At 63.5% G+C, this 22,025-nt stretch carries 20 protein-coding genes; 11 read left to right on the top strand and 9 right to left on the bottom strand.

Going from position 1 to position 22,025, the window contains the following annotated elements:
- Positions 1–55 precede the first annotated feature (55 nt).
- The 4 genes from DFR24_RS22215 to DFR24_RS22200 form a co-directional block, all read right to left on the bottom strand.
- Positions 56–2,920, bottom strand: a complete 2,865-nt coding sequence (locus DFR24_RS22215; RefSeq protein WP_133883658.1) for an efflux RND transporter permease subunit — start codon at positions 2,918–2,920, stop codon at positions 56–58.
- Positions 2,921–2,966: 46 nt separating this feature from the next.
- Positions 2,967–4,067 (bottom strand): WD40/YVTN/BNR-like repeat-containing protein, encoded by a 1,101-nt coding sequence (locus tag DFR24_RS22210; protein WP_133883657.1) that lies wholly within the window; start codon positions 4,065–4,067, stop codon positions 2,967–2,969.
- A 321-nt stretch (positions 4,068–4,388) separates the two neighbouring features.
- Positions 4,389–5,117, bottom strand: a complete 729-nt coding sequence (gene pgeF / locus DFR24_RS22205; protein ID WP_133883656.1) for a peptidoglycan editing factor PgeF — start codon at positions 5,115–5,117, stop codon at positions 4,389–4,391.
- Positions 5,118–5,123: 6 nt separating this feature from the next.
- Positions 5,124–6,401, bottom strand: a complete 1,278-nt coding sequence (locus DFR24_RS22200) for a DEAD/DEAH box helicase (protein ID WP_133883655.1) — start codon at positions 6,399–6,401, stop codon at positions 5,124–5,126.
- A 270-nt stretch (positions 6,402–6,671) separates the two neighbouring features.
- Between DFR24_RS22200 and trxA the strand changes: the two genes are divergently transcribed.
- Positions 6,672–7,007, top strand: a complete 336-nt coding sequence (trxA, locus tag DFR24_RS22195; RefSeq protein WP_133883654.1) for a thioredoxin TrxA — start codon at positions 6,672–6,674, stop codon at positions 7,005–7,007.
- Between the two features lie 10 nt (positions 7,008–7,017).
- A complete protein-coding gene (gene rho, locus DFR24_RS22190) occupies positions 7,018–8,592 on the top strand; it encodes a transcription termination factor Rho (protein WP_366518963.1) in 1,575 nt (524 codons plus the stop codon).
- Between the two features lie 109 nt (positions 8,593–8,701).
- On the opposite strand, the gene purD is transcribed toward rho, so the two are convergent.
- Positions 8,702–9,979, bottom strand: a complete 1,278-nt coding sequence (gene purD, locus DFR24_RS22185; protein ID WP_133883653.1) for a phosphoribosylamine--glycine ligase — start codon at positions 9,977–9,979, stop codon at positions 8,702–8,704.
- Positions 9,980–10,195: 216 nt separating this feature from the next.
- On the opposite strand from purD, the gene DFR24_RS22180 reads away from it, so the two are divergent.
- From DFR24_RS22180 to DFR24_RS22160, 5 genes are all read left to right on the top strand, one after another.
- Positions 10,196–10,969: a LuxR family transcriptional regulator gene (locus DFR24_RS22180; protein ID WP_133883652.1), complete on the top strand. Its 774-nt coding sequence runs from the start codon at positions 10,196–10,198 to the stop codon at positions 10,967–10,969.
- A 113-nt stretch (positions 10,970–11,082) separates the two neighbouring features.
- Entirely contained in the window at positions 11,083–11,694 is a 612-nt protein-coding gene (locus DFR24_RS22175) for an acyl-homoserine-lactone synthase (protein WP_133883651.1), read from the top strand.
- Entirely contained in the window at positions 11,619–12,767 is a 1,149-nt protein-coding gene (locus tag DFR24_RS22170) for an EAL domain-containing protein (protein WP_133883650.1), read from the top strand. The genes DFR24_RS22175 and DFR24_RS22170 overlap by 76 nt, the downstream gene beginning before the upstream one ends.
- Positions 12,768–12,843: 76 nt before the next feature.
- Complete coding sequence (locus DFR24_RS22165) at positions 12,844–13,731, top strand: phosphoribosylaminoimidazolesuccinocarboxamide synthase (protein WP_133883649.1); 888 nt, start codon at positions 12,844–12,846, stop codon at positions 13,729–13,731.
- A gap of 45 nt (positions 13,732–13,776) precedes the next feature.
- The gene (locus tag DFR24_RS22160; protein ID WP_133883648.1) at positions 13,777–14,088 is read left to right on the top strand and encodes a hypothetical protein; all 312 of its coding nucleotides are present in this window, start codon (positions 13,777–13,779) and stop codon (positions 14,086–14,088) included.
- A gap of 82 nt (positions 14,089–14,170) precedes the next feature.
- Here the strand turns inward: DFR24_RS22160 and DFR24_RS22155 are convergent, their stop codons facing one another.
- Positions 14,171–14,629 (bottom strand): phasin family protein, encoded by a 459-nt coding sequence (locus tag DFR24_RS22155; RefSeq protein ID WP_246051758.1) that lies wholly within the window; start codon positions 14,627–14,629, stop codon positions 14,171–14,173.
- A 231-nt stretch (positions 14,630–14,860) separates the two neighbouring features.
- Here DFR24_RS22155 and DFR24_RS22150 point away from each other — a divergent pair, with 231 nt between their 5' ends.
- The gene (locus DFR24_RS22150) at positions 14,861–16,177 is read left to right on the top strand and encodes a YihY/virulence factor BrkB family protein (RefSeq protein ID WP_133883646.1); all 1,317 of its coding nucleotides are present in this window, start codon (positions 14,861–14,863) and stop codon (positions 16,175–16,177) included.
- 98 nt (positions 16,178–16,275) lie between these two features.
- Here the strand turns inward: DFR24_RS22150 and minE are convergent, their stop codons facing one another.
- The 3 genes from minE to minC form a co-directional block, all read right to left on the bottom strand.
- A complete protein-coding gene (minE, locus tag DFR24_RS22145) occupies positions 16,276–16,557 on the bottom strand; it encodes a cell division topological specificity factor MinE (protein ID WP_133883645.1) in 282 nt (93 codons plus the stop codon).
- Positions 16,558–16,559: 2 nt separating this feature from the next.
- On the bottom strand, positions 16,560–17,369 hold the full coding sequence (gene minD / locus DFR24_RS22140; RefSeq protein WP_133883644.1) for a septum site-determining protein MinD: 810 nt from the start codon (positions 17,367–17,369) through the stop codon (positions 16,560–16,562).
- 84 nt (positions 17,370–17,453) lie between these two features.
- Positions 17,454–18,173: a septum site-determining protein MinC gene (gene minC, locus DFR24_RS22135; protein ID WP_133883643.1), complete on the bottom strand. Its 720-nt coding sequence runs from the start codon at positions 18,171–18,173 to the stop codon at positions 17,454–17,456.
- 106 nt (positions 18,174–18,279) lie between these two features.
- On the opposite strand from minC, the gene DFR24_RS22130 reads away from it, so the two are divergent.
- The 3 genes from DFR24_RS22130 (at position 18,280) to DFR24_RS22120 (ending at position 21,434) form a co-directional block, all read left to right on the top strand.
- Positions 18,280–19,791, top strand: a complete 1,512-nt coding sequence (locus tag DFR24_RS22130; protein ID WP_133883642.1) for a circularly permuted type 2 ATP-grasp protein — start codon at positions 18,280–18,282, stop codon at positions 19,789–19,791.
- Positions 19,791–20,729, top strand: a complete 939-nt coding sequence (locus DFR24_RS22125) for an alpha-E domain-containing protein (RefSeq protein WP_133883641.1) — start codon at positions 19,791–19,793, stop codon at positions 20,727–20,729. The genes DFR24_RS22130 and DFR24_RS22125 overlap by 1 nt, the downstream gene beginning before the upstream one ends.
- A 132-nt stretch (positions 20,730–20,861) precedes the next feature.
- Positions 20,862–21,434 (top strand): HNH endonuclease, encoded by a 573-nt coding sequence (locus DFR24_RS22120; protein ID WP_133883640.1) that lies wholly within the window; start codon positions 20,862–20,864, stop codon positions 21,432–21,434.
- Positions 21,435–22,025 lie beyond the last annotated feature (591 nt).

Raw genomic sequence — 22,025 nt, 5'->3', positions numbered from 1 at the left:
GTACCAAAAAAAGAAGCCCGGCATGTGCCGGGCTTCGAGGATGCTGGCCTGTATCTCAGTGCCGCGGCTTGAACACCGGCACTTCGCCCGGCGCCAGTTCACGCGGTTTGAGGATGAAGGACGCGATGGCCGGCAGGATCAGGATCGCGCCGAACATGTTGCCGGTGAACATGAACACCAGCAGGGCGCCCATGTCGCGCTGGAACTGCAGGCCCGACCACAGCCAGGTCGCCACGCCGAAGCCCAGGGTCACGCCGGTGAACACCACCGCCTTGCCCGTCATGCGCAGCGTCTTGTAGTACGCATCCTTCGGCTTGAACCCGCCGGCCAGGGCGTCGGCATACGTCGCATAGATATAGATGCCGTAGTCGACACCGATACCGACCGCCAATGCCACCACGGGCAGTGTGGCCACCTTCATGCCGATACTCAGGATCGCCATCACCGCATAGGCCATCCAGGAGATCAGCGCGAGCGGCATCATGATCGCCACGATCGACTGCCACTCGAAGAACGAGAGGTACACGCAGATCACGATCGCGATGTAGACGTACAGCAGGATGGGTTTTTCGAGGCGATGCACTTCCTCGTTGGTGGCCGCCATGACGCCGACATTGGCCGTGGCCAGCGCGAAGTTCACCGGGCACATCTTGTCGAAACTGGCGAGCTTGGTCTCCGCCTCGGTCACCTTCGCCACCGCATCGATGACCGCCTGCTGCTTCGGAATGTCGAGCTCCGGCAGGGTCGGGTTCTTCTTCTTGATCTTCGTGATGATCTTCTGCTGGTCGTGCTTGAGGTTGCCGACGTCACGACGCGCCTCGAGCTTCTCTTCGCAGTATTTGGCGTTGACGTCGGTGTGCGTCTCGAAGAACGCCGCCGCGTTTTCCTTGTTGAAGTCCTTGGTCGTCTGCACCACGCCGGCGATCGTCGAGGCCTTGTGGTCCTTCATGAACACGAACAGCGCCATCGCGGAGCAGTTCGGATTCAGCAGACCCGAGGAAGTGGGAATCGGCGTGATCGCCTGCACCATCGTGTACTGGTTGCGTGGCAGCACCTTGAAGCGCGGATTGGCTTCCGAGAAGGCCGAGTTCACTGTCTTGGCCACCGCGGGCAGCGACAGGCTGGACTGCACGCCGTGCGTGTTGTCCATGCGCCAGCCGAATCGGTCGATCTGCTCCATGACCTCGTGCTTCACGCAGGCCTCGGGATCGGTCTCGGCCACGACCTTGAAGATGTCGAGACCGATCGCGAAGTTGGCCACGACTTCGGCCGTGTCCTGGTTGTAGCGCGAGTCCGGCAGCAGTTCGGGAACACCGGCCTGGCTGTCGCCGACCTGCAGTGCCTTGCCCTGCCAGAAGCTCCAGCCGAACAGCACGCCCATGATCAGGATGGCCGTGATGGCCGGCTTCGGGTTGACCATGTTCGACAGCAGGCGCCACAGCGGATCGAAGATGCTGTCGCGACGATCCTGCTTGGCGACGAAATCGTTGATGTCCTTGATCTCGATCCAGGTCAGCCAGATCGGCATCATGATCTTGTTGGTGACGATGATCGCCGCCATGCCGAGGCACGCGTTTATCGCCATCTCGCGCACGATCGCGATCGGGATCAGGCCGATCATCGCGAAGCCGGCGACGTCGGTCATGATGGCCATCGTTCCGTAGATGGCCAGGCGCCGCCACGTGAACAGCGAGGCATCGAAGCTGTTGCGCTTGTTCTCCGCGATCTCGCCGACCCAGGCGTTGACGTACTGCACGCCGTGGCTGACCGACACCGCCAGGATCAGGAACGGCACCAGGATCGCGAACGGATCCAGGCCGAAACCGAGCATGTGCAGCAGTCCGAACTCCCAGATCACGGCGGTGATCGAGCAGATCAGCGGCAGCATGCCGAGCTTGAAGTCGCCCACGTACAGCCACAGCAGGATGCCGGTGAAGACCAGCGTCAGGAAGAAGAACCCGACGACCGCGAAGATCTCCTCGATGATGTCGCCGACGACCTTGGCGAACCCGATGATGTGGATGTTGACGTCGGGGTTGTACTGCGGGTTGGCGACCTCGTCGAAGCTGGCGTCGCCGCCCTTGATCTCGACGATCTCGGTCTTGCCTTCTTCGAGCGGATACGCGTACTCGAAGGTCTTGATGTACTGCTTCAGCCCGAGATGGACGAAGCCTTCGCCGATGATCGTGCCGGCATCGATCTTGACCTCCTTGCCGGAGGACAACGTGACGGTCTTGTCCTTCTTGAGCTTGTAGACCAGCTTCTTCGGGTTGACGAAGCGGCCGCGCAGCTTGTCCTCGAGATCTTCCGCGACACGACCATAGTCCAGCTTCTCGCCGGTGACCGGATCGATCTCCAGCAGTTCCGAGAAGATCAGGGCGCCGGTCTGGTCGGTCGTGGTGTAGCGGCCGACGTGACCACCCTTGCTGACGTTGCCCTTCACCAGCGCGAACATCTCGGGCGTCGGCGCGTACTCGGCCGGGATGACGTTGCCACCCTTGAAGCCGCCTTCAACGACTTCGATGTAGCGCACGTCCGGCGTGAACAGCGACGACACCCGCGAACGATCCACGCCCTTGAGGAAGAAGATCTCGTCGGTGGCCTGCTTGAGATTGGACAGGAACTTGTCGTTGTAGATGTCGCCCTTGCCGTCCTTCTGCATGATCGCGACGAGCACCGTGTTGGCGCCGCCGAAATCCGCCATGTACTGCGTGAGGACCTGCATGTACGGGTGCTCGAGCGGCACCGACTTGTCGAAGCCGGCGTCGGGCTTGATCAGGCACATCTGCCAGAACAGCACCGCCGTGATCACGAGCAGGATGCTCATCGTCAGCTTGCGCTTGGCATAGATGATCGGCTCGATCGCGGCCAATACCTTGTGCGCGCCGCTTTCCTTGCCGTCGCCGTGCTCGTTGCTCATGTGCGTTCCCCAGAATTCTTCGTTTTGCCGATCCGCGCGGAGCGGATCAGAGACCCACTCGGCTCACGCCCAGCTCGCCCACCGCCAGTACGCCGCCCTGCCAGGGAATCGCACCGGAGAGCGTGCCCGAACCAGTGACGCCGGCCATGGCCTGGACCTTGGTGTTCTTGACCTGTCCGCTCTTGGTCAGGATGGCGATCTCGCCCGCCAGGCCCACCATCGCGATGTCGCCGGACGGCAGCAGCGCGCCGCCGAAGAACGAGGCCACCGTGCCGACGTTGATCTTGGTCCAGTTGCCGGCGCGCACATCGTCGCTGGTGTAGACGTTGCCACGCAGGCCGAAGATCACAGCGCCCTTGTCGCCCCGCGGCACGGCGCCGTACAGCGAGCCCTCGTATGGCGCAGTCAGGCGCTCCCACGTCGCGCCGTCGGCCGACACGCCCATCATCCCGGTCTCGCCGACGACGAAGTACTGCCCGTTGCCCAGACGCGTGATCGCATTCAGATGCAGTTCTTCCTCGCGGATCGGCGCGGCACTGAGTTCGGCCCAGCTCGCGCCACCGTCGCTGGTGGTCATGAACAGGCCGTAGGCACCGATGGCCATGCCGTGGCTGGCATCCGTGAACAGCACATCGAGGAAGGGCTTCTCGAGTTCGGGCTGGAAGTTCTGCAATTTCCAGGTCCGTCCGCCATCCGCCGTGTGCAGGATCACGGCGTCGTGTCCGACCGCCCAACCGTTGTTCTCGTCGACGAATTCCACGCCCGTGAGCGTGGCGCGTACCGGCACTTCGACCTGTGCCCAGTGCACGCCGTCGTTCGACGCCACGATGTTGCCGCGATCGCCGACCGCGATCAGATGCTTGCCCGAGTTGGAAACGCCGAGCAGCAAGCTCGAGGCCGCCAACGGCGCCATTTCCGAAGGGCGCGCCTTGACCGGTACGGCCGGCGCTTCCGCGGCTTCTTCGCCTGCGTCTTCGGCGGGAGCGGCCTCCAACGGCTCGGACGCTGCGCCTTCCGCGGCGGCGGGCGCCGCGGCCGCAGCGGCGTCGGTTGTCGCCGGCTCGTCCTGCGCGATCACCAGCGAACCGAACGCGAACACCGCGCCGCACGCGAGTACCTGGATTCCCCGTCGCATCGTGTCTGTCATGGCCCCGTGCTCCTTGTCAGCTCCCGTGCACGCGGCCCCCGACGATCCGGGAGCAATGCGAGCCGGTTTGAAATCAGGTGATGCGAATTGAGAACGACTGCTGCGCACAGCCGACCGAGCCGAACGCGGTGCTCACGCTCCGGTGCGTTTCGCTCCCTGCCCGCATGCTCCTACCTCGCTTGAGGGCCGCCCATGCGGCTTTTTTAGTTGTGGTACGGCCGTCCTGACGAACGTCCGCCTCGATCGGACTTGTAGCAGAGCACCTAGTACCGCGCAACGATTTTTGCCGCGCGAAGCGGCCCTGATTTGTCGCTGCGATTGTCAGCCCAACCAGACCATCGATGCGATGCGTCCGCAGGCTCCATCCCGTCGGTGCGAAAAGAAGCGCGAAGGATCCGAGTGCGTGCAGTCGTGCCCGCCGTGGACCCGCGTGATACCCAGATTCGCGAGGCGGGTTCGCGCCAACAGGTTCAGATCGCACCAGTAGCGTCCCGAGGGTTTGGGCACGAACGCGCCGGCCGGAACCTGCATGGTTTTCTCGAATGCGTCGAGAACATCCGCGCCCACTTCGAAAGCCGTCGGACCGATGGCGGGCCCCATCCAGGCGGTGAGCTTCGAACGCATCGTCGGCAGGGCTTCGACCGTCTGCTCGAGGACCCCGGCGGCCAGACCGCGCCAGCCGGCGTGTGCAGCAGCCACGCAGGTTCCATCGTCGTCGGCGAACAGCACCGGCAGGCAGTCGGCACTCATGATCACGCAGGGCGTGTGCGGAACATCGGTCCACGCGGCGTCGGCCGCGGCGATGACGTGCCGATGATCGATGTGCAGGACTTGCGTGCCGTGAACCTGCTCGAGCCAGGCAGGCTCCTGCGACAGGTCCAGGGAGGCTCTCAACCGTCGACGATTCTCGGCGACGTTCGCGGGGTCATCACCGACATGACCCGCGAGATTCAGTGAATCGTACGGCGTAGGACTGACGCCGCCTTCGCGCGTGGTGACGCATGCACGCACCCGCGGATGACGCGGCCAATCGGGCTCGATCAGCCGCACGGTGCTTCAGTGACGGCGTCGGCCGCCGCCACCGGGACGACCACCGCCACCTCCGCCTCCACGACGCGGCGGGCCGCTGCGGGGACGACGTGGCAGACGCGGCGGCTCGACCCAGTCCGTCGGCATCCACTCGGACGGGAACGTCTCGGTGGGCAACCGCATGCCGATGTAGCGCTCGATGTCGGGCAACGAATACACCCAGGTCTCGCAGCACAGCGAGATGGCATCGCCCGATTCGCCCGCACGTGCCGTGCGGCCGATGCGATGCACGTAGTCCTCGGGATCCTGTGGCAGGTCGTAGTTGATGACGTGGCTGACCGCGGGGATGTGCAGGCCGCGGGCCGCGACGTCGGTGGCCACGAGGATCGGCAAGGTGCCGTCCTTGAAATCCTCGAGCAGTCGCAGCCGCTTGGTCTGCGGCACGTCGCCCGAAATCGTGTGGGCTTCGAACTTGTTGGCGCGCAGCGCGTTCTCGACTTCCTCGGCGCCACGCTTGGTGTTGATGAAGATCAGCGTGCGCAGCGGGTCGTGGTGACGCAGCAGACCGACCAGCACCTTGAGCTTGTCCTCGTTGGCGACATGGATCAGCGACTGGCGCACGCGCTCCGCAGTGACCTGATCGGGCTCGATGGTGACCTTCTGCGGGTCATTCATGTGCTCGTAGGCCAGCTCGAGCACGCGCTGCGACAGCGTTGCCGAAAACAGATAGTTGCGGCGCTCGTTAGGCGGCGGCATGCGCCGGAACAGGTAACGGATGTCGGCGATGAAACCCAGGTCGAACATCCGGTCCGCCTCGTCGAGCACGACGACTTCGATGTGCTTGAGCGTGTAGATGTCCTGCTTGAAGTAGTCGATCAGTCGGCCGGGCGTGCCGATGAGGATGTCGACGCCGGCCTGAATCGCCTGGCGCTGCGATTCGTAGCCCGTGCCGCCGAAGCAGACCGCCATGCGCAGGCCGGTGTCACCGCAGAGCTGCAGCGCGTCTTCGTAGATCTGCACCGCGAGTTCGCGCGTCGGTGCAAGCATGAATGCGCGAGGCTGGCCATCCGGTCCGCGCCGCGGATTCGTCAGCAGGCGATGCATCGTGGCGAGCAGGAACGCGGCCGTCTTGCCCGTTCCCGTCTGTGCCTGACCGGCCAGATCGCGCCCTTCGAGCGCGAGGGGCAAGGTCTGTGCCTGGATGGGCGTGCAGCGGTCGAAACCGCGTTTCGCAATGGCATCGATCAGGCCCGGGTGCAGCGGGAGGCTGTCGAATCGAATATCGGATAAGTGGTCAGCTTGCATGGAATCATCGCGAAGAGGGGCGCTTGCAAGCCCTCGGGGAATCCGCTCAAATAGCGACACCCTCGGGAGTCGAGAGCGCCGGAAGAGCAGGTGCTTGGCACTCCCGCTCCGATCGGTTCCCCCGCAGCAAGCGTCCATCATAACCGCCCGATCCCGCCGATGCGTGGTTCGCATTGCGCGATTTCAGGACAGGTCTTGAGTGGGATCACGCACTACCCCATCTTCACCTCGCGCGCGTTTCGTCGCGTTCATGCATATCGAGGCTTCCCCATGAGCGAGCACATCTCCGCTGTCACCGACGCGTCCTTCGACCAGGACGTTCTCAAGTCCGATACGCCCGTCCTCGTGGATTTCTGGGCCGAATGGTGCGGGCCCTGCCGCATGATCGCGCCGATCCTGGAACAGGTCGCCGCCGAGAATGTCGGAAAGCTGAAGGTCGTCAAACTCAACGTGGACGAGAACCCGGGCACGCCCCCGAAGTTCGGCATCCGCGGAATCCCCACGCTGATCCTGTTCAAGGATGGACAGGCAGCGGCCACCCAGGTCGGCGCCGTGCACAAGGCGCAGTTGACCGCTTTCGTCACTCCGCATGTCACAACCGCCTAAACCCCCCCGCATGATGAAGCACCGTCGTCGTCACAACGGTCCCCGCAACAACAACGGTAACAACCAGGGACAACGTAACGGCGGCGGTAACCAGCACGAGGGACTTCCGGTCGACATGACCGAGGAGGAGTTCGAGGCTGAGATTGCACAACAACAGGCTGCGGCCCTTGCGCAGCAGGCCTCTGACGGGTCGCTGACGGTTCCGCAGTCGCCGAATGGGCTGGACGGCCTGCCGGAAGACAACGACGGCGGTTCGGCCACCAACGGCCACACACCGCCCCGTCCCCAGCAAGAGTTCCGCGCCCCTGGCGAGCCGCCCAAGATCGTCCGCATTCCGGACATCAAGAGGCAGAGCGCTGCGGCACTGCTCGAACTCGCCGAGGCCCAGGGCCTCGAGAACATCGCCCGCGTCCGCAAGCAGGACCTGGTGTTCAACCTGCTCAAGGCCGCCGCCCGCCGGGGCGAGCACATCATGGCCGACGGCGTTCTGGAAACGATGCCCGACGGCTATGGGTTCCTGCGCGGTTCGGACAGCTCCTACCTGGCCGGCCCGGACGACGTCTACATCTCGCCCTCGCAGGTCCGCCGCTTCTCGCTGCGCACCGGCGACACCGTCTCCGGACGCGTGCGCAGCCCGAAGGACAACGAGCGCTACTTCTCGCTGCTCAAGGTCGACTCGATCAACTACGAGTCGCCCGAAGTCAGCAAGAAGAAGGTCAGCTTCGAGAACCTCACGCCGCTGTTCGCGGACGAGCAGTTCAAGATGGAGCGCGGCAACGGCACCACCGAAGACATCACGGCTCGCGTGATCGACATCGTGGCGCCCTTCGGCAAGGGCCAGCGTGGCCTGATCGTCTCGCCGCCGAAGGCCGGCAAGACGATGATGCTGCAGAACATCGCGCAGTCGATCGCGGCGAACTATCCCGACGTCTACCTCATCGTCCTGCTGATCGACGAGCGTCCGGAAGAAGTCACGGACATGCAGCGCACGGTGCGCGGCGAAGTCGTCGCCAGCACGTTCGACGAGCCCGCTTCGCGCCACGTGCAGGTCACCGAGATGGTGATCGAAAAGGCGCGACGCCTGGTCGAGCACAAGCGTGACGTCGTGATTCTGCTGGACTCCATCACCCGTCTGGCTCGCGCGTACAACACGGTCGCCCCTTCCTCCGGCAAGGTTCTGTCGGGTGGCGTGGACGCCAATGCGCTGCAGAAGCCCAAGCGCTTCTTCGGCGCGGCCCGCAACATCGAGGAAGGTGGTTCGCTGACGATCATCGCCACGGCGCTGATCGAAACCGGCTCGAAGATGGACGAAGTCATCTACGAGGAGTTCAAGGGCACCGGCAACATGGAAGTGCATCTCGAGCGCCGCATCGCCGAGAAGCGCATCTTCCCGGCCATCAACATCAACCGTTCCGGCACGCGCAAGGAAGAGTTGATGATGAACGAGAAGGACCTGGGCAAGGTCTGGATCCTTCGCAAGCTGCTGCACCAGATGGACGAACTGGCGGCGATGGAACTGTTGCTGGATCGCATGAAGGTGACGAAGACCAACGAGGCGTTCTTCGACTCGATGAAGCGCAACTGAGATTAGGACTCGACGATCGGCCCGTGCCCGTCACGGCGCCGATCGATGCGCTTTCGCCATCCGCTTCAATGTTCGAACGCCAGCGTCGCGCTGGCGTGCTGCTCCAGGCCTACTTCCGGCCGATCGCCCGGTATCCGATATCGGTCCGGTACTGGACCCCGTCCCAGTTGATCTGGCGCACGCCCGCATAGGCAGCGCGCTGCGCGGCGGCGACGTCCTCACCCCGCCCCACCACGCACAGGACGCGCCCACCGGCCGTCACGACCTGACCGTTCTTCTGTTCGGTCCCGGCGTGGAACACCTTGGCGCTCCCGAGATCCGCCCCCAGTCCCTGGATGGCGTCGCCCTTTCGCACCGTGCCCGGGTAGCCGTGGGCCGCCATGACGACGCCTAGCGCAGGCTCCGGGCTCCACTCGACCGCGACCTCGTCCAGCTTCGAATCGACGGCCGCGTCGAGCAGGTCGACCAGGTCGGACTCCAGGCGGAACAGGATCGGCTGCGTCTCCGGGTCGCCCATCCGCGTGTTGAACTCCAGCACTTTCACGCCGCCCTTCGAGTCGATCATCAAGCCGGCGTAGAGGAAGCCGGAGAACGGGCTGCCCTCCGCGATCATGCCGTCGAGCGTCGGTTCGATGACGTGCTTGCAGACCCGCTCGTGGATCTCCGGCGTCACGACCGGCGCTGGCGAGTAGGCACCCATTCCACCGGTGTTGGGGCCCTGGTCACCGTCCAGGATCCGCTTGTGATCCTGGCTCGTCGCCATTGGAACGTACTGCCTTCCGTTGGCTACGACGATGAAACTGGCCTCTTCTCCTTCCAAAAATTCTTCGATGACCACGCGTGATCCGGCAGTGCCGAGGGCATTGCCCGACAGCATGTCGCGGACGGCGGCGCGCGCCTCGTCGAGTGTGGTCGCAACGACGACACCCTTCCCGGCCGCCAGCCCATCGGCCTTGACGACGATCGGAGCGCGCTGCGAATCGAGATACGCCAGCGCGGCGCCCACTTCCGTGAACACCTCGTACCCGGCCGTGGAAATGCGGTGCCGCTTGAGGAAGTCCTTGGTGAACGCCTTCGAGCTTTCCAGTCTTGCGGCCGACTGCGTGGGCCCGAAGATCCGCAGACCCGCCGCACGAAAGGCATCGACCACGCCCAGCGACAGCGGGACTTCGGGGCCGACGACCGTGAGGGCGACCCGTTCGGCCTTCGCGAACGCCAGAAGGCCGGGAATATCGTCGACGGCGATCGGCGCGTTGCGGCATCCCGGCTCGTCGGCAGTCCCCTGATTCCCCGGCGCGACAAGCACTTCGGAAACCTTGGCAGAGGCCGCGATCTTCCAAGCCATCGCATGCTCCCGCCCGCCGCTACCAATCACGAAAACTTTCATCTCGACTCTCACCATCACAGTTTGCCGACTCCAATTATTGGGCATAAGGTTGGCGCGCGTCGGCGCCTACGTTCTTGAACTGGAACGGTGGGGCGAAATTCGGCGCTAGGGGATGGCCGGTTTCAGCCGAGTACGCGGTGAGCGACCTCGGGCGCAGGGTTCCTTTTTCGGTAACGATGGATCGACACGACGACGCGCCATGGAGAGAGCGTTCATTTGATCGCGCAGGATCTAGCGCTGCAGGGCTTCATAGCCGCCGCCCACGATGTGGGAGAGGCGGGAGCGGCCTGCCGCCGTACCGCCGAGGCCATGGGATTCCAGCATTTCCTGTACGGACTGAGAATCGCCGTCTCGCTGTCCCAGCCCCGCCAGTTCGTCCTGAGCGGATATCCGCAGGGTTGGCGCTCGCACTACGACGAGCAGGGCTTCATGGCGATCGATCCGGTATTGGCGCGCGGCGCTGTGTCGGTGCTGCCTTTCGGATGGGACGAAGTCGACCGGACCACGCCAAGCGCCAAACGCCTTTTCGACGATGCAGCCGTCTTCGGCCTTCATCACGGTCTCACCGTGCCCATTCATGGTGCTAACGGTGAGTTCGGCCTGATGAGTCTGGCGAGGCTGGAGCCTCTCCCGCAGGGAGCTGCACGAGCTCGCCTGTTTCAGAGGGCGCACTGGATCACCGCCAATATCCAGGAACGCATGCGTCAGCTGGTTCTCGAAGCCGCAACCGCTGACGAGCCCCGTCTCACGATCAGGGAAAAAGAGTGCCTCCGGCACGCCGCGCAGGGGCTCAAGACATCGGCGATTGCCGGTGCCCTGCACATCGCGGAAAGCACCGTGGTGTACCACCTGAACGCCGCCGAACGGAAGCTCGGCGTCAAGAAACGAAGCCACGCCATCGCGCGGGCCGTTGCGTTGGGCGCCGTCGAGCCGGATCGTTTTCCGTCCCGTATCAGCTCGTCCAACCTGATCGAATTGGCGAAACGCTAGCCGGTTTTCGCGTCGAAATAGCGCTGACCCCCTATCGAATTTGAGGGGTTACAGACTGCTGTCACCGTGTTGTGATGCTCTTCACACTTCATCGGCAACGGCAAGGTCTGGCCATGCTGCAAGTCATTCGTGGAGCGTTGCATGACTCGCGCTTCGCGATTCAGTACTCCGAAGGCATGTATCGGTTGCGTTACAAGGTGTTTCACGAACGGCTCGGCTGGGCCGTGAAAGTGAAGGATGGTCAGGAGCACGACCACTTCGACGATACGGACAGCGTCTACATGCTGACCGTTGACGAAGAAGACGCCGTGTGCGGCGGCTGGCGCCTTCGCCCCACCACGCGCAGCTACATGCTCAGCGACATCTTTCCCCAGTTGCTGCACGGCTGTCCGGTTCCCCGACATCGCAATATCTGGGAAATCAGCCGGTTCGCCGTCGACACGACGATTCCCGGGAGAACCTCGGCGTTCTCCATGGGGCATTCGGCACGACTGCTGCTCGTCGATTCGGTGAAGTTCGCGGTGCAGCACGGCATTACCCAGTTCGTCCTGGTGACGAGTGTGGCCGTGGAGCGCCTTATCGCCGGCACCGGGATCGCCATCCATCGCTTCGGCCCTCCAGTCCGGATCGGGAGGGTGATGTCGGTGGCGTGCTGGGTCGACGTCGATGCCCACACGCGTCACATCATGCTGGACCCGTCCTCACCGTTGAGGGTTGCCGCCTAGCACCACATCGAGATCCGCTCGGAGTGGGATACTCGTCCATCTCGAACCGTGATTCCTCGAAGCCGCGAACCTTGAAATCGACTTCCGCCTCCGGGTCGATACTGTCCGATATCCTGGGCACGCCGACGGCGTGGCTCCAGGTCGATGACTGTCCAGAGCGCCCTTCCCGCCGCCGCCATCGTGCAACCACGCGATCCTCCGCTGGCGCGGACGCGGAAGAGCCTGCCGAAGCGGACGACCTCCTCGCGTGCCTGCGCGAAGCGGTCGTGCTCAACGCCTTCTCCGTCGTGTTCCAGCCGATCCTGGATGCGAAAAGTAGAGACATCATCGGCGCAGAAGCACTGCTGCGGTGGACGAGTACCACGCACAAGGCGAACCGGCCGGCCGACTTCGTGCCTGTCCTCGAAGCGAGCGGATTGATCAAACGCGTCGGCGCCCAGGTGCTCGAAGAAGCCTGCCGGGCGATGCGCGATCTTCTGTCCCGCGACGGCCCGGTGAGGCTGAGCGTCAATATTTCGCCCAAGCAGTTCATCGACCCTGGGCTGGCGGATCTCGTGGAATCGATCCTGTGCGACAACGCCTTCGCCCCCGATCGTCTGGAGATCGAAATCACGGAGAACGCGATCGAAGACTTTACTCAGGCGAGGGCCACGATTCTCGCGCTCAAGGCACTGGGGGTCCGCGTCGTGATCGACGACTTCGGCGTCGGCTACTCGAGCCTCGGTCACCTGAAGAAGCTCCCGGTTTCCGGCCTCAAGCTGGATCGGAGCTTCGTGGTCGGAGCGCTGAAGAACCGGCACGATCGCCTCATCACCGAATCCATCATCCGGCTCGCGCACGATCTCAAGCTCGAGATCGTCGCTGAAGGCATCGAGGACATCGCGCACGAACGCTGGCTTTGTGCGCGAGGCGTGGATCGCCTGCAGGGGTTCCTATACAGCGAGGGCGTCAGCGCGTCCGCATTTGCGGAGATGCTGAGCGTTCAGCCTTTTGCGCGGAACGTCGCGCGGCGACAAAAATCGGCTGCGCCCCGACGGCCCAAACGGCCCAAACGGCTCTCCGCGGGCGACTGAGAGCCTGGCTCCGGATACGCGGCAACGTCGGGAATGAGCAGTATCATGCCCCATCCGTTCCGTTATTCAGATCCTCATGCCGGCCCCGCTTTTCCAGTCCGAAATTTCCAGCCTGCCACTGGTCCATCGCGGCAAGGTTCGCGACATGTATGCCGTCGGCGACCAGCACCTGCTGATCGTCACCACGGACCGTCTTTCGGCCTTCGACGTCATCCTGCCGCGACCCATCCCGGGCAAGGGGGAAGTGCTGACCGCGCTGACGGAATTCTGGTTGACCCGCTTCTCGGATCTCGTGCCGAACCAGCGCGCGCCCGGGATGCGGCTCGAAGACTGGCTCAAACCCGAGGAACGGGCTGCGCTCGTCGGGCGTGCCGTGATCGTACGGAAACTAAAGGCGATCCCGGTGGAGTGCGTGGCCCGCGGCTATCTCATCGGCTCCGGGTGGAAGGACTATCAGAAGACGGGGACCGTGTGCGGCATCCGGCTCCCCGAAGGACTTCGGATGGCCGACCGGCTGCCGACCCCCATCTTCACGCCGGCCGACAAGGCGCCGGTCGGACAGCATGACGAGAACATCTCGTTCGAAGACGTCGTTTCGCGATTGGGCACCGATCTGGCGAACCAGCTCCGTGATCTGACGTTGGAAATCTACGATCGCGCCGCCCGCTACGCGCTCGAACGCGGAATCATCGTGGCGGACACGAAGTTCGAGTTCGGCCTGGACGACGACGGGCGCGTACACCTGATCGACGAAGTCCTGACGCCGGACTCGTCGCGATTCTGGCCGGCCGACACCTGGCAGCCCGGCATCAGCCCGCCGAGTTTCGACAAGCAGATCGTCCGCGATTGGCTCGAGGCGCAGCCTTGGGACAAGAAGCCCCCGGGGCCCTATCTTCCGGACATCATTGCGGAACGCACCGCGGACCGATACGCCGAAGCGCGACGCCGACTTACCGCCGACTGAGCAGCCGCTTCAGGCTGCCGACGGACGACCTCAGGAGAGAACGCGATGCAGATCAAGATCGAGATCGATGTGAAGCCGGAGGAACTGCGCCGCTTCCTGGGGCTGCCGGACGTCGCCGGCTTGCAGGACGACGTTCTCCAGTTTCTGCGCGAGAAGGTCGGACAGGTCAACGAGAACTTCAATCCGACCGATTTCGTCAAAGGGAATCTGGAACTGCTGAAGCAGTCTCCGGCGCTCAAGCGTCTGCTCGCACGCGTCAACCTCGCTGCCGACGCGCCCGCCGAGGAGACGGCCAAACCGGCGCCCCGCAAGCGCAGTGCGCGGCGCAGCCCCCGAACAAAATCCGAAGGCAAGTAGCCAATAAAAAAGGCCAGGACCTGGGTCCTGGCCTTTACTGGGCGCCGTACCTTGCGGGTACGACACCGATCAGCAAACCGACTTACTGCGCTGCCGCTTTCTTGGCTGCAGACGTCGCCTTCTTGGCCGTCTTGCGAGCTGCGGACTTCACCTTCTTGACCTCGCCCGAGACCGTGGTCGAACCGGTCAGCTTGGCGGCGACGTCTTCGTAGCCTTTCTTGACGACGCTGAAGAGTTCTTCGCCGGTCTTCGTCACGATCGAGAAGGAATCCTTGTAGGCGGCGATCACCAGATCCTTGCCGTCGGGGAGGTACTCGATGGGCTTCGTCGCGACAGCCTTGAGACCATCGGCCTTGGCCTTCTCGAAGCTCGTCTGAGCAGCGGCAAACAGATCCTTGCCGGCGTCGACGTTGGTCTTGAACAGTTCCTGCACGCCGTCCACCACGATGACATTCGCCTGCTTGAACGTCTCGAAGGACACCGTCACCAGGTCCTGGCCTTTCGCGACGTACGGCTCAACTGCGCCCTTGACGTCATTCACGATCGTTTCAACGCCCATCTTTTCACCTCTCTAACGTATTGAAGTTAAATGTTAATCCGCGCGCTTGTGCGGTGCAGCACGGTCCGACAGCATCGTATTGTTGCGGTGCAACAATGTCAACGATCGGTTGCAAAATCCACCGGCCGTTCGTCGGATCGGCTCCAAGCAGCGCATTCGAATACGTCAGCCACGGACGCGGCCGTCCAATTCTTAGCGACTACACTTCGCCGCATGCTGCCCACCAACTTCCTGTCCCGGCTCAGGGTTCATCTGTGGCAGGAGCGCGCCGCGCTTTCGCGCTCCGAAACCCGGCTGATCCAAACCGGCCGCTACGTGTTTTCGTTGACGCGCGATCTCTTCGAAGGCCAGCTCTCGATGCGCGCGATGAGCCTGGTCTACACGACGCTGCTGTCGCTGGTGCCGTTTCTCGCGCTCGGCTTTTCGGTGCTCAAGGCACTGGGCGTCCGAAACACCTTGGAGCCCGTTCTGTTCGAACTGCTGCGGCCGCTCGGGCCGCAGGCGGCCGATCTCACCGGAAAGATCATCGGGTTCGTCGAGAAGATCCAGGTGGGACTGCTGGGCTCCGTCGGCGTCGCCCTGCTCTTCTACACGGCGATTTCGCTGATCCAGAAAGTCGAGTCCAGCTTCAACTATATCTGGCGCATCGAACGCTCCCGTCCGTTCGTCCAACGGGTGGGCGAATATCTGAGCGTCCTGATGGTGGGCCCCGTGATGGTGTTCGCAGCGCTAGGCATCACGGCGTCGGTGCTCAATAGCGGCGTCGTCACGCAGATCAAGAACATCGAGCCGTTCGGATTTGCGCTGTACAGCCTCACGCGACTGATTCCCTACGCGATGATCGTCGGCATGTTCACGTTCCTGTACGCGTACATGCCGAACACGAAGGTGAACCTGAAGGCCGCCGCCATCGCGGGCCTGACGTCCGGTGTGCTGTGGCAGACCGCCAGCGTCGCGTTTGCATCGTTCGTCGCCGGCACGACGAATTACGACGCGATCTACTCGAGCTTCGCCGTCGTCATCCTGCTGCTGATCTGGCTCTATGTGGGTTGGCTGATCCTGCTGATCGGCTGTCAGCTCGCCTTCTACATCCAGCACCCCGCCCACATGAAGCCGGACCGCATCGTGCCGCTGGCCTCCGGCCGGCACTCCGAATATCTCGCCCTGATGATCATGGGAACCGCGGGCCAGCGATTCATCGAGGGCAAGCCGGCGGTGGCGCAGGAAGACCTCGTGCGCGAGCTGGGAGCCGCGCCGGAGCACGTTGCCCGCGCCGTCGATACGCTGATCGCGCGCGGCTTTCTGACCGAATCCGGACGCCTACGCACACAGCTCATCCCCGCGCGCGACCTGGAATCCGCGACTCTCGGGGATCTTTGGCGCGCGATCCGCGCCGGCACCTCCGAGCTCAAGCCGCAGCAGGAGCTGGGTCGCGAAATCGTCGAGCTGCTCGACGACGCAGAACGGGGATTCGTGGAATCGAAAGGTCGCACCAGCCTTCGCGAGTGGCTGAAGAAGGACGCGGGCTGAATCCCGGCCGGCACCCGGCAGCGCAGCCCGGGATCGCTCCAGTCAGCCCGACATCCGTCTCGGAAGCGCGTCGATCTGCCCGCGCCCCCGACGAAGCATCAGGTGCGCTCGGGTAACGTGATATTCATCTCGAGCACTTCGAGACCCGCTTCCTTCTGCACGTCGACCTTGACGGCACTGTCCGGTACCGACACGTACTTGCGCACGACGGCGAGCAGTTCTTCACGCAGCGCCGGCAGGTAGGAGACCGCGCCCCCGTTTCCGGTGGTGGTACGGCGCCCGTCCTGGTCACGCTGGATGGCGACGACCATCATCAGGCGATCGCGTGCGGTATTCGCCGTGGGCGCCTTCTTTGACTTGAACCAGCCAAGCAGATCCATGCTCAGCCTCCGAACAGCTTCGAAAGGAAGCCCTTCTTCTGTACCTCGACGAAGCGATGCGGGCGGTCCTCGCCAAGAAAACGGGCGACGAGATCGTCGTACGCCTGTCCGGCCTCATTGTTCTGGTCAAGGATCACCGGCGCACCGGAGTTGGACGCCGTCAGCACCGCCGAAGCCTCGGGAATGACGCCCAGCAACGGGATCGCCAGGATGTCCTGCACGTCCTTGACGGACAGCATCTCGCCCTTCTCGACGCGTACCGGGTTGTAGCGCGTGAGCACGAGATGCTCGCGAACGCGACCTTCACCCTTCTCGCTCTTGTGGGTCTTGCTCGACAGCAGTCCGAGCACCCGGTCGGAGTCACGCACCGAAGAGACTTCCGGATTGGTGACCACCAGCGCCTCGTCGGCAAAGTACATCGCGAGATGCGCGCCGCGCTCGATGCCGGCAGGCGAATCGCACACGATGTAATCGAACTCCTTGGCGAGGTCGTTCAGCACCTTCTCCACGCCTTCTTCCGACAGCGCGTCCTTGTCGCGCGTCTGGCTGGCCGCCAGGATCGAAAGATTCTCGTTGTTCTTGTCCTTGATCAGGGCCTGGCGCAGATTGGCTTCGCCCTGGATGACGTTCACGAAATCGAACACCACGCGCCGCTCGCAACCCATGATGAGGTCGAGATTGCGCAGACCCACGTCGAAATCGATGACGACGGTCTTCTTGCCGCGCGCGGCAAGGCCGGTCGCGAAAGAAGCGCTGGTGGTGGTCTTGCCGACGCCGCCTTTACCCGAGGTCACCACGATGATTTTTGCCAATTGAAACCCTCTGTCGTTGTCGCGCCCGCAAACCCGTCGGAACGCGTTCGTTTATTTCATCCGGATCGCGCTGCGCGGTCCGCTCTACCAATCCAGCTTGTCGATCGTCAGCACGCCGTGCTTGAGGTAGGCCTGCACGGCCACGCCCCGCAACGCGCCCTTCATCTGGTCCGCCACCGCATAGATACCGGCGACCGCCATCAGTTCGGCTTCCATGCGCCGGCAGAACACGCGTGCGTGGACGTCGCCGCGGGCGCCCGCGATGGCGCGGCCACGAAGCGGACCGTAAACGTGCACGCAGCCGTCGGCAATCACTTCCGCGCCGGGGCTGACCGTGGTCATCACGATCAGGTCGGAGGCTTCGGCGTAAATCTGCTGTCCGGAACGGATCGGCTCGGTGACCACGCGCGCGGGGCGGCGTTCCGCGGGCGCCACCGGTGTGGCGGCGGGTGCCGGCGCAGCACGCACCGATTCCACCGGCGCGCTGGCGCGCGGCGCACCGTCGGAGATCATGTCCCGGGTCAAGATCGCGAGGCCGCATTCCCTGGCCGCCTCGCTGAGCGGCCCCTCCACCACGGCGATGGGCTGGACGCCGACGGCGCGCATCGCCGCCAGGATCGGCTTCAGACCCACGGGCGACTCGGCGTCGAGCAGCAGCGGCAGGCCCTCAGCGGCTTCGCCGAGGCTGCGCGTGAACGTCTTTAATTGAGCTTCGATCGCCGTCGGGTTCTCGTCCAGGATCCGGACCCGGGTGATGGACAGCATGCGGCCCTTGAATTCGAGGGCAGGTCTGGACTTCGTCATGAGCGACCCGTTTGTTTGAAGAAGTTTACCGCGGTGGCCTGTGTTTTGCGTGAGTTTTTGAGGTAGCTTTCGAACCTCAAAAAATATTCTTGGCGCCCTAAGCGCAATGGCCATCGACTGGCAGCAGTACCGCTGCGAAGACTTCTACGACGAACTGTTCGGTGGGCCTGGCCTGCCTCGGCCTGCTGCGCGCCGACTGGCCGAGTACCTCGACGACCTGAGCAACGCGGAGCTGGCCGAGCGCCGGCTGGCCGCCGAGCTGGCCATCAAGGTCATGGGCATCAGCTTCACCGTCTACAGCGAGGGCAAGAACGTCGACCGGGCCTGGCCCTTCGACGTGATTCCCCGCGTGATCCCGCGCAGCGAATGGGAGAAGACCGAGGCCGGACTCAAGCAGCGTGCGGCCGCCCTGAACCTGTTCATCCAGGACATCTACAACGACCAGAAGATCGTCAAGGACAAGATCTTCCCGGCCGAGCTCCTGCACGAGTCCGTGAACTTCCGGCCCCAATGCGTCGGCATGAAGCCCAAGCACGACATCTGGGCGCATATCTGCGGATCGGACCTGGTGCGCGACAAGGACGGCACGCTCTACGTGCTCGAAGACAACCTGCGCGTGCCCTCGGGCGTCAGCTACATGGTCGAGAACCGTCTCGTCATGAAGCGCGTGTTTCCCGAACTGTTCGAAAACACCACGATCCTGCCGGTCGACGACTATCCCGCCCAGCTCTACGACATGCTGGTGGCGATGTCGCCGCGTCCGCTCGATCAGCCCAACATCGTCCTGCTCACGCCGGGCATCTACAACAGCGCGTACTTCGAGCACGCCTGGCTCGCGCAGCAGATGGGCATCGAACTCGTCGAGGGCTCGGACCTGTTCGTTGCCGACGACGACTGCACGTACATGCGCACGATCTACGGCTCCAAGCGCGTCGATGTGATCTATCGCCGCATCGATGATCTGTTCCTCGACCCCGAGGTGTTCCGCGAAGACTCGGTGCTCGGCTGCAAGGGCCTGATGCGTTCCTGGCTCAAGGGGCGACTGGGTCTGGCCAACGCGCCCGGAGCGGGTGTGGCGGACGACAAGGTCGTCTATGCCTTCGTACCCAAGATGATCAAGTACTACCTGGGCGAGGACGCCATTCTTCCGAACGTGCCGAGCTGGCTGTGCATGTATCCGAAGGATCGTAGCCACGTGCTGGCCAACCTCGACAAGGTCGTGGTCAAACCGGCAAACGAATCCGGCGGCTACGGCATGCTGATCGGCCCCCGTTCTGCGCCCGAGGAACGCGAAAAATTCCGGGCGCTGATCGAGGCCAATCCGCGCAACTACATGGCCCAGCCCACGCTCTCGCTGTCGACCGCGCCGACCTTGATGAACGACGAGACCGTGGAGCCGCGCCATCTCGACCTGCGCCCCTTCATCCTGTCGCGCGGCGATTCCACCTACGTCACCACCGGCGGTCTGACCCGCGTGGCGATGACGCGCGGGTCGCTGGTCGTGAATTCCTCGCAGGGCGGCGGCGCGAAGGACACCTGGGTGGTCGACGTCGATGCCGAGGCGGTGGCGCAGCCGTTGCTGCCGCAATCCCAGTCGCAGTCCCAGGGGCCGCGCTGATGCTCTCGCGAGTCGCCGACAGCCTCTACTGGTTTGGACGCTACCTGCAGCGCGCCGAGAACACCGCGCGACTGATCAACGTCAACGCCAACCTGCTGCTCGATCTGCCCAAGGGCATGACGATGGGCTGGGAGCCGTTGGTCCAGATCGTCGGCGCCGACGAGACGTACAAGGAGCACTACACCGACATCACGGAAGCCAACATCCTGCGCTTCCTGATGCTCGATGAGCGCAACGGCGGGTCCATCCTGTCGTCGCTGCACGCCGCGCGCGAGATCTTGCGCACGGTGCGCGACTCGATGCCGCGCGAAGTCTGGGAGAAGCTCAACGATCTGCATTATTTCGTGCAGGGTCGTGGCGAGATGGTCACCTCGCGGACGCGTCGGCAGGAATTCCTGCAGCGCGTCATCGATGGATCCGTACTGGTCTACGGCACACTGACGACGAACATGAGCCGCGATGTCGGCTTCCAGTTCCTGAAGGTCGGGACCAACGTCGAGCAGGCCGACATGACGACGCGCATCCTCGACGTGCGCTCCACCTCGCTGATCGATTCCAGCGGGCGCCACGACCTTGCCCCGTTCTACAACATCCAGTGGATGAGCGTGCTGCGTTCGCTCACGGCGTATCAGATGTACCGGCGTCACGTGCGCGCGCGCGTCAATCGAACCGGTGTCCTGCGCTTCCTGCTGCAGAACCGCGAGTTCCCGCGCAGCGTCATGTTCTGCCTGGGCGCCGTGGGGGCCTGCCTGCCCCACCTGCCGCAGAATCGCAACGTCGAACGCACGCTCTGGCGCGTGCGCGCGCTGGTCCAGGACGCCAACATCGAGCGACTGGTCGAAAAGGGGCTTTCCGAGCTGATCGACGAGATCCAGATCGGTCTTGGCGAGATGCACGCGTCGTTTGCGCAGGCCTACTTCCGCACGCCCGCGGCCTAGAAAGCGCCGATGCGGGAGGCGTCGGACAACCCGTCGCCTTGAAGCCTTCACGTAAAACAGGCAGATTCGGTGGATTGTCGCGGCAAGGTTTCGCGCGAGCGGAGCCTCCCTTCGGTCATTCGTGCAAGGAAGATGATTCCCTCCATCCTCAAGCTCGATGCAGGTGGTCAGCCGGTAGCCTGGATTCGATGGCAATCGGCCGTGACGCTGTATGCGCGCGAACGGGTTTGCTGGGAAGCCGGCGCGGAACGTTTCCGCATCCTGGGCGGCACCTGCGCACGTACCGGATCGCGCTCGAGCTTCGAGATCGGCTCCATCATCGCGGTGGCCGATCGCACGCGGAAATTCGCCAGCGGCACGCCACTGCTGACCAACCGCACGCTCTTCCAGCGCGACCGCAACCTGTGCCTGTACTGCGGTCACCAGTTTCATGTCTCGAAGCTGACCCGCGATCACATCGTCCCTGCGTCACGGGGCGGCCAGAGCATCTGGGAAAACTGCGTCACCGCCTGCGAACGTTGCAATCACCGCAAGGCGAATCGCACGCCCGAAGAAGCCAACATGAAATTGCTGGCGGTGCCGTACACGCCCAACCTTGCCGAATATCTGATCCTGTCGAACCGAAAAATTCTGGCCGACCAGATGGAATTTTTACTGCACTTCGCCGCGAAGAAGCAGCGCTGTGATGGCGTAATTAAGAATTGAACCGGGTAATTAAGAGTTGAACTGAGCGGCAATAAAGATCTGAACCGAACGTTCATCCCTCGCCATCGCCGTAACGTAACTTGCTGCAATCGCTGAATAAATTTCAGCCTAGACCTTGAATCCGTCCAGGTCGCCTGCAAGACGACCTAAAGCCGTCGGCAAGGGAGCGGGAAACGGGATGCATTCGTCCCCTACGGGATTCTCGGACCTGGAGCGCCCAATTATTCAACGGGCGCTCGTGTCGACTTGTGTGCCCATCATTCAATGCAACGGCACCGACGCAGCTTTCCGCGGTACAGGGCCTCTACTTCGCACCGACGACGGCTGTTATCTGCTGACAGCGCGCCATGTCGTAACCGACGTGCCACGGGATCAACTGGGCGTCCCGCTCGGGAGATGGAGGGGAGGTTTTGTCCCTCAAGGGCGCGGCCGTGTACGGCTCGGACGAAGTCACCGATCTAGCGGCCGTACCGATTTACCCGCATCGGCCCTCCATCAGGTGATACGGACGTGGAGGGTCCTGGATCTGTCAGACATCCGCCAAGCGACGTCGGGCACGACGGCCCGATTCATCGTCGCAGGGTTTCCGCG

The organism is Panacagrimonas perspica (genome assembly GCF_004364935.1).
Lineage (GTDB): Bacteria > Pseudomonadota > Gammaproteobacteria > Nevskiales > Nevskiaceae > Panacagrimonas > Panacagrimonas perspica.
The sequence above is the reverse complement of the archived record's forward strand: the minus strand, read 5'-3'. Positions and strand labels throughout refer to the sequence as shown.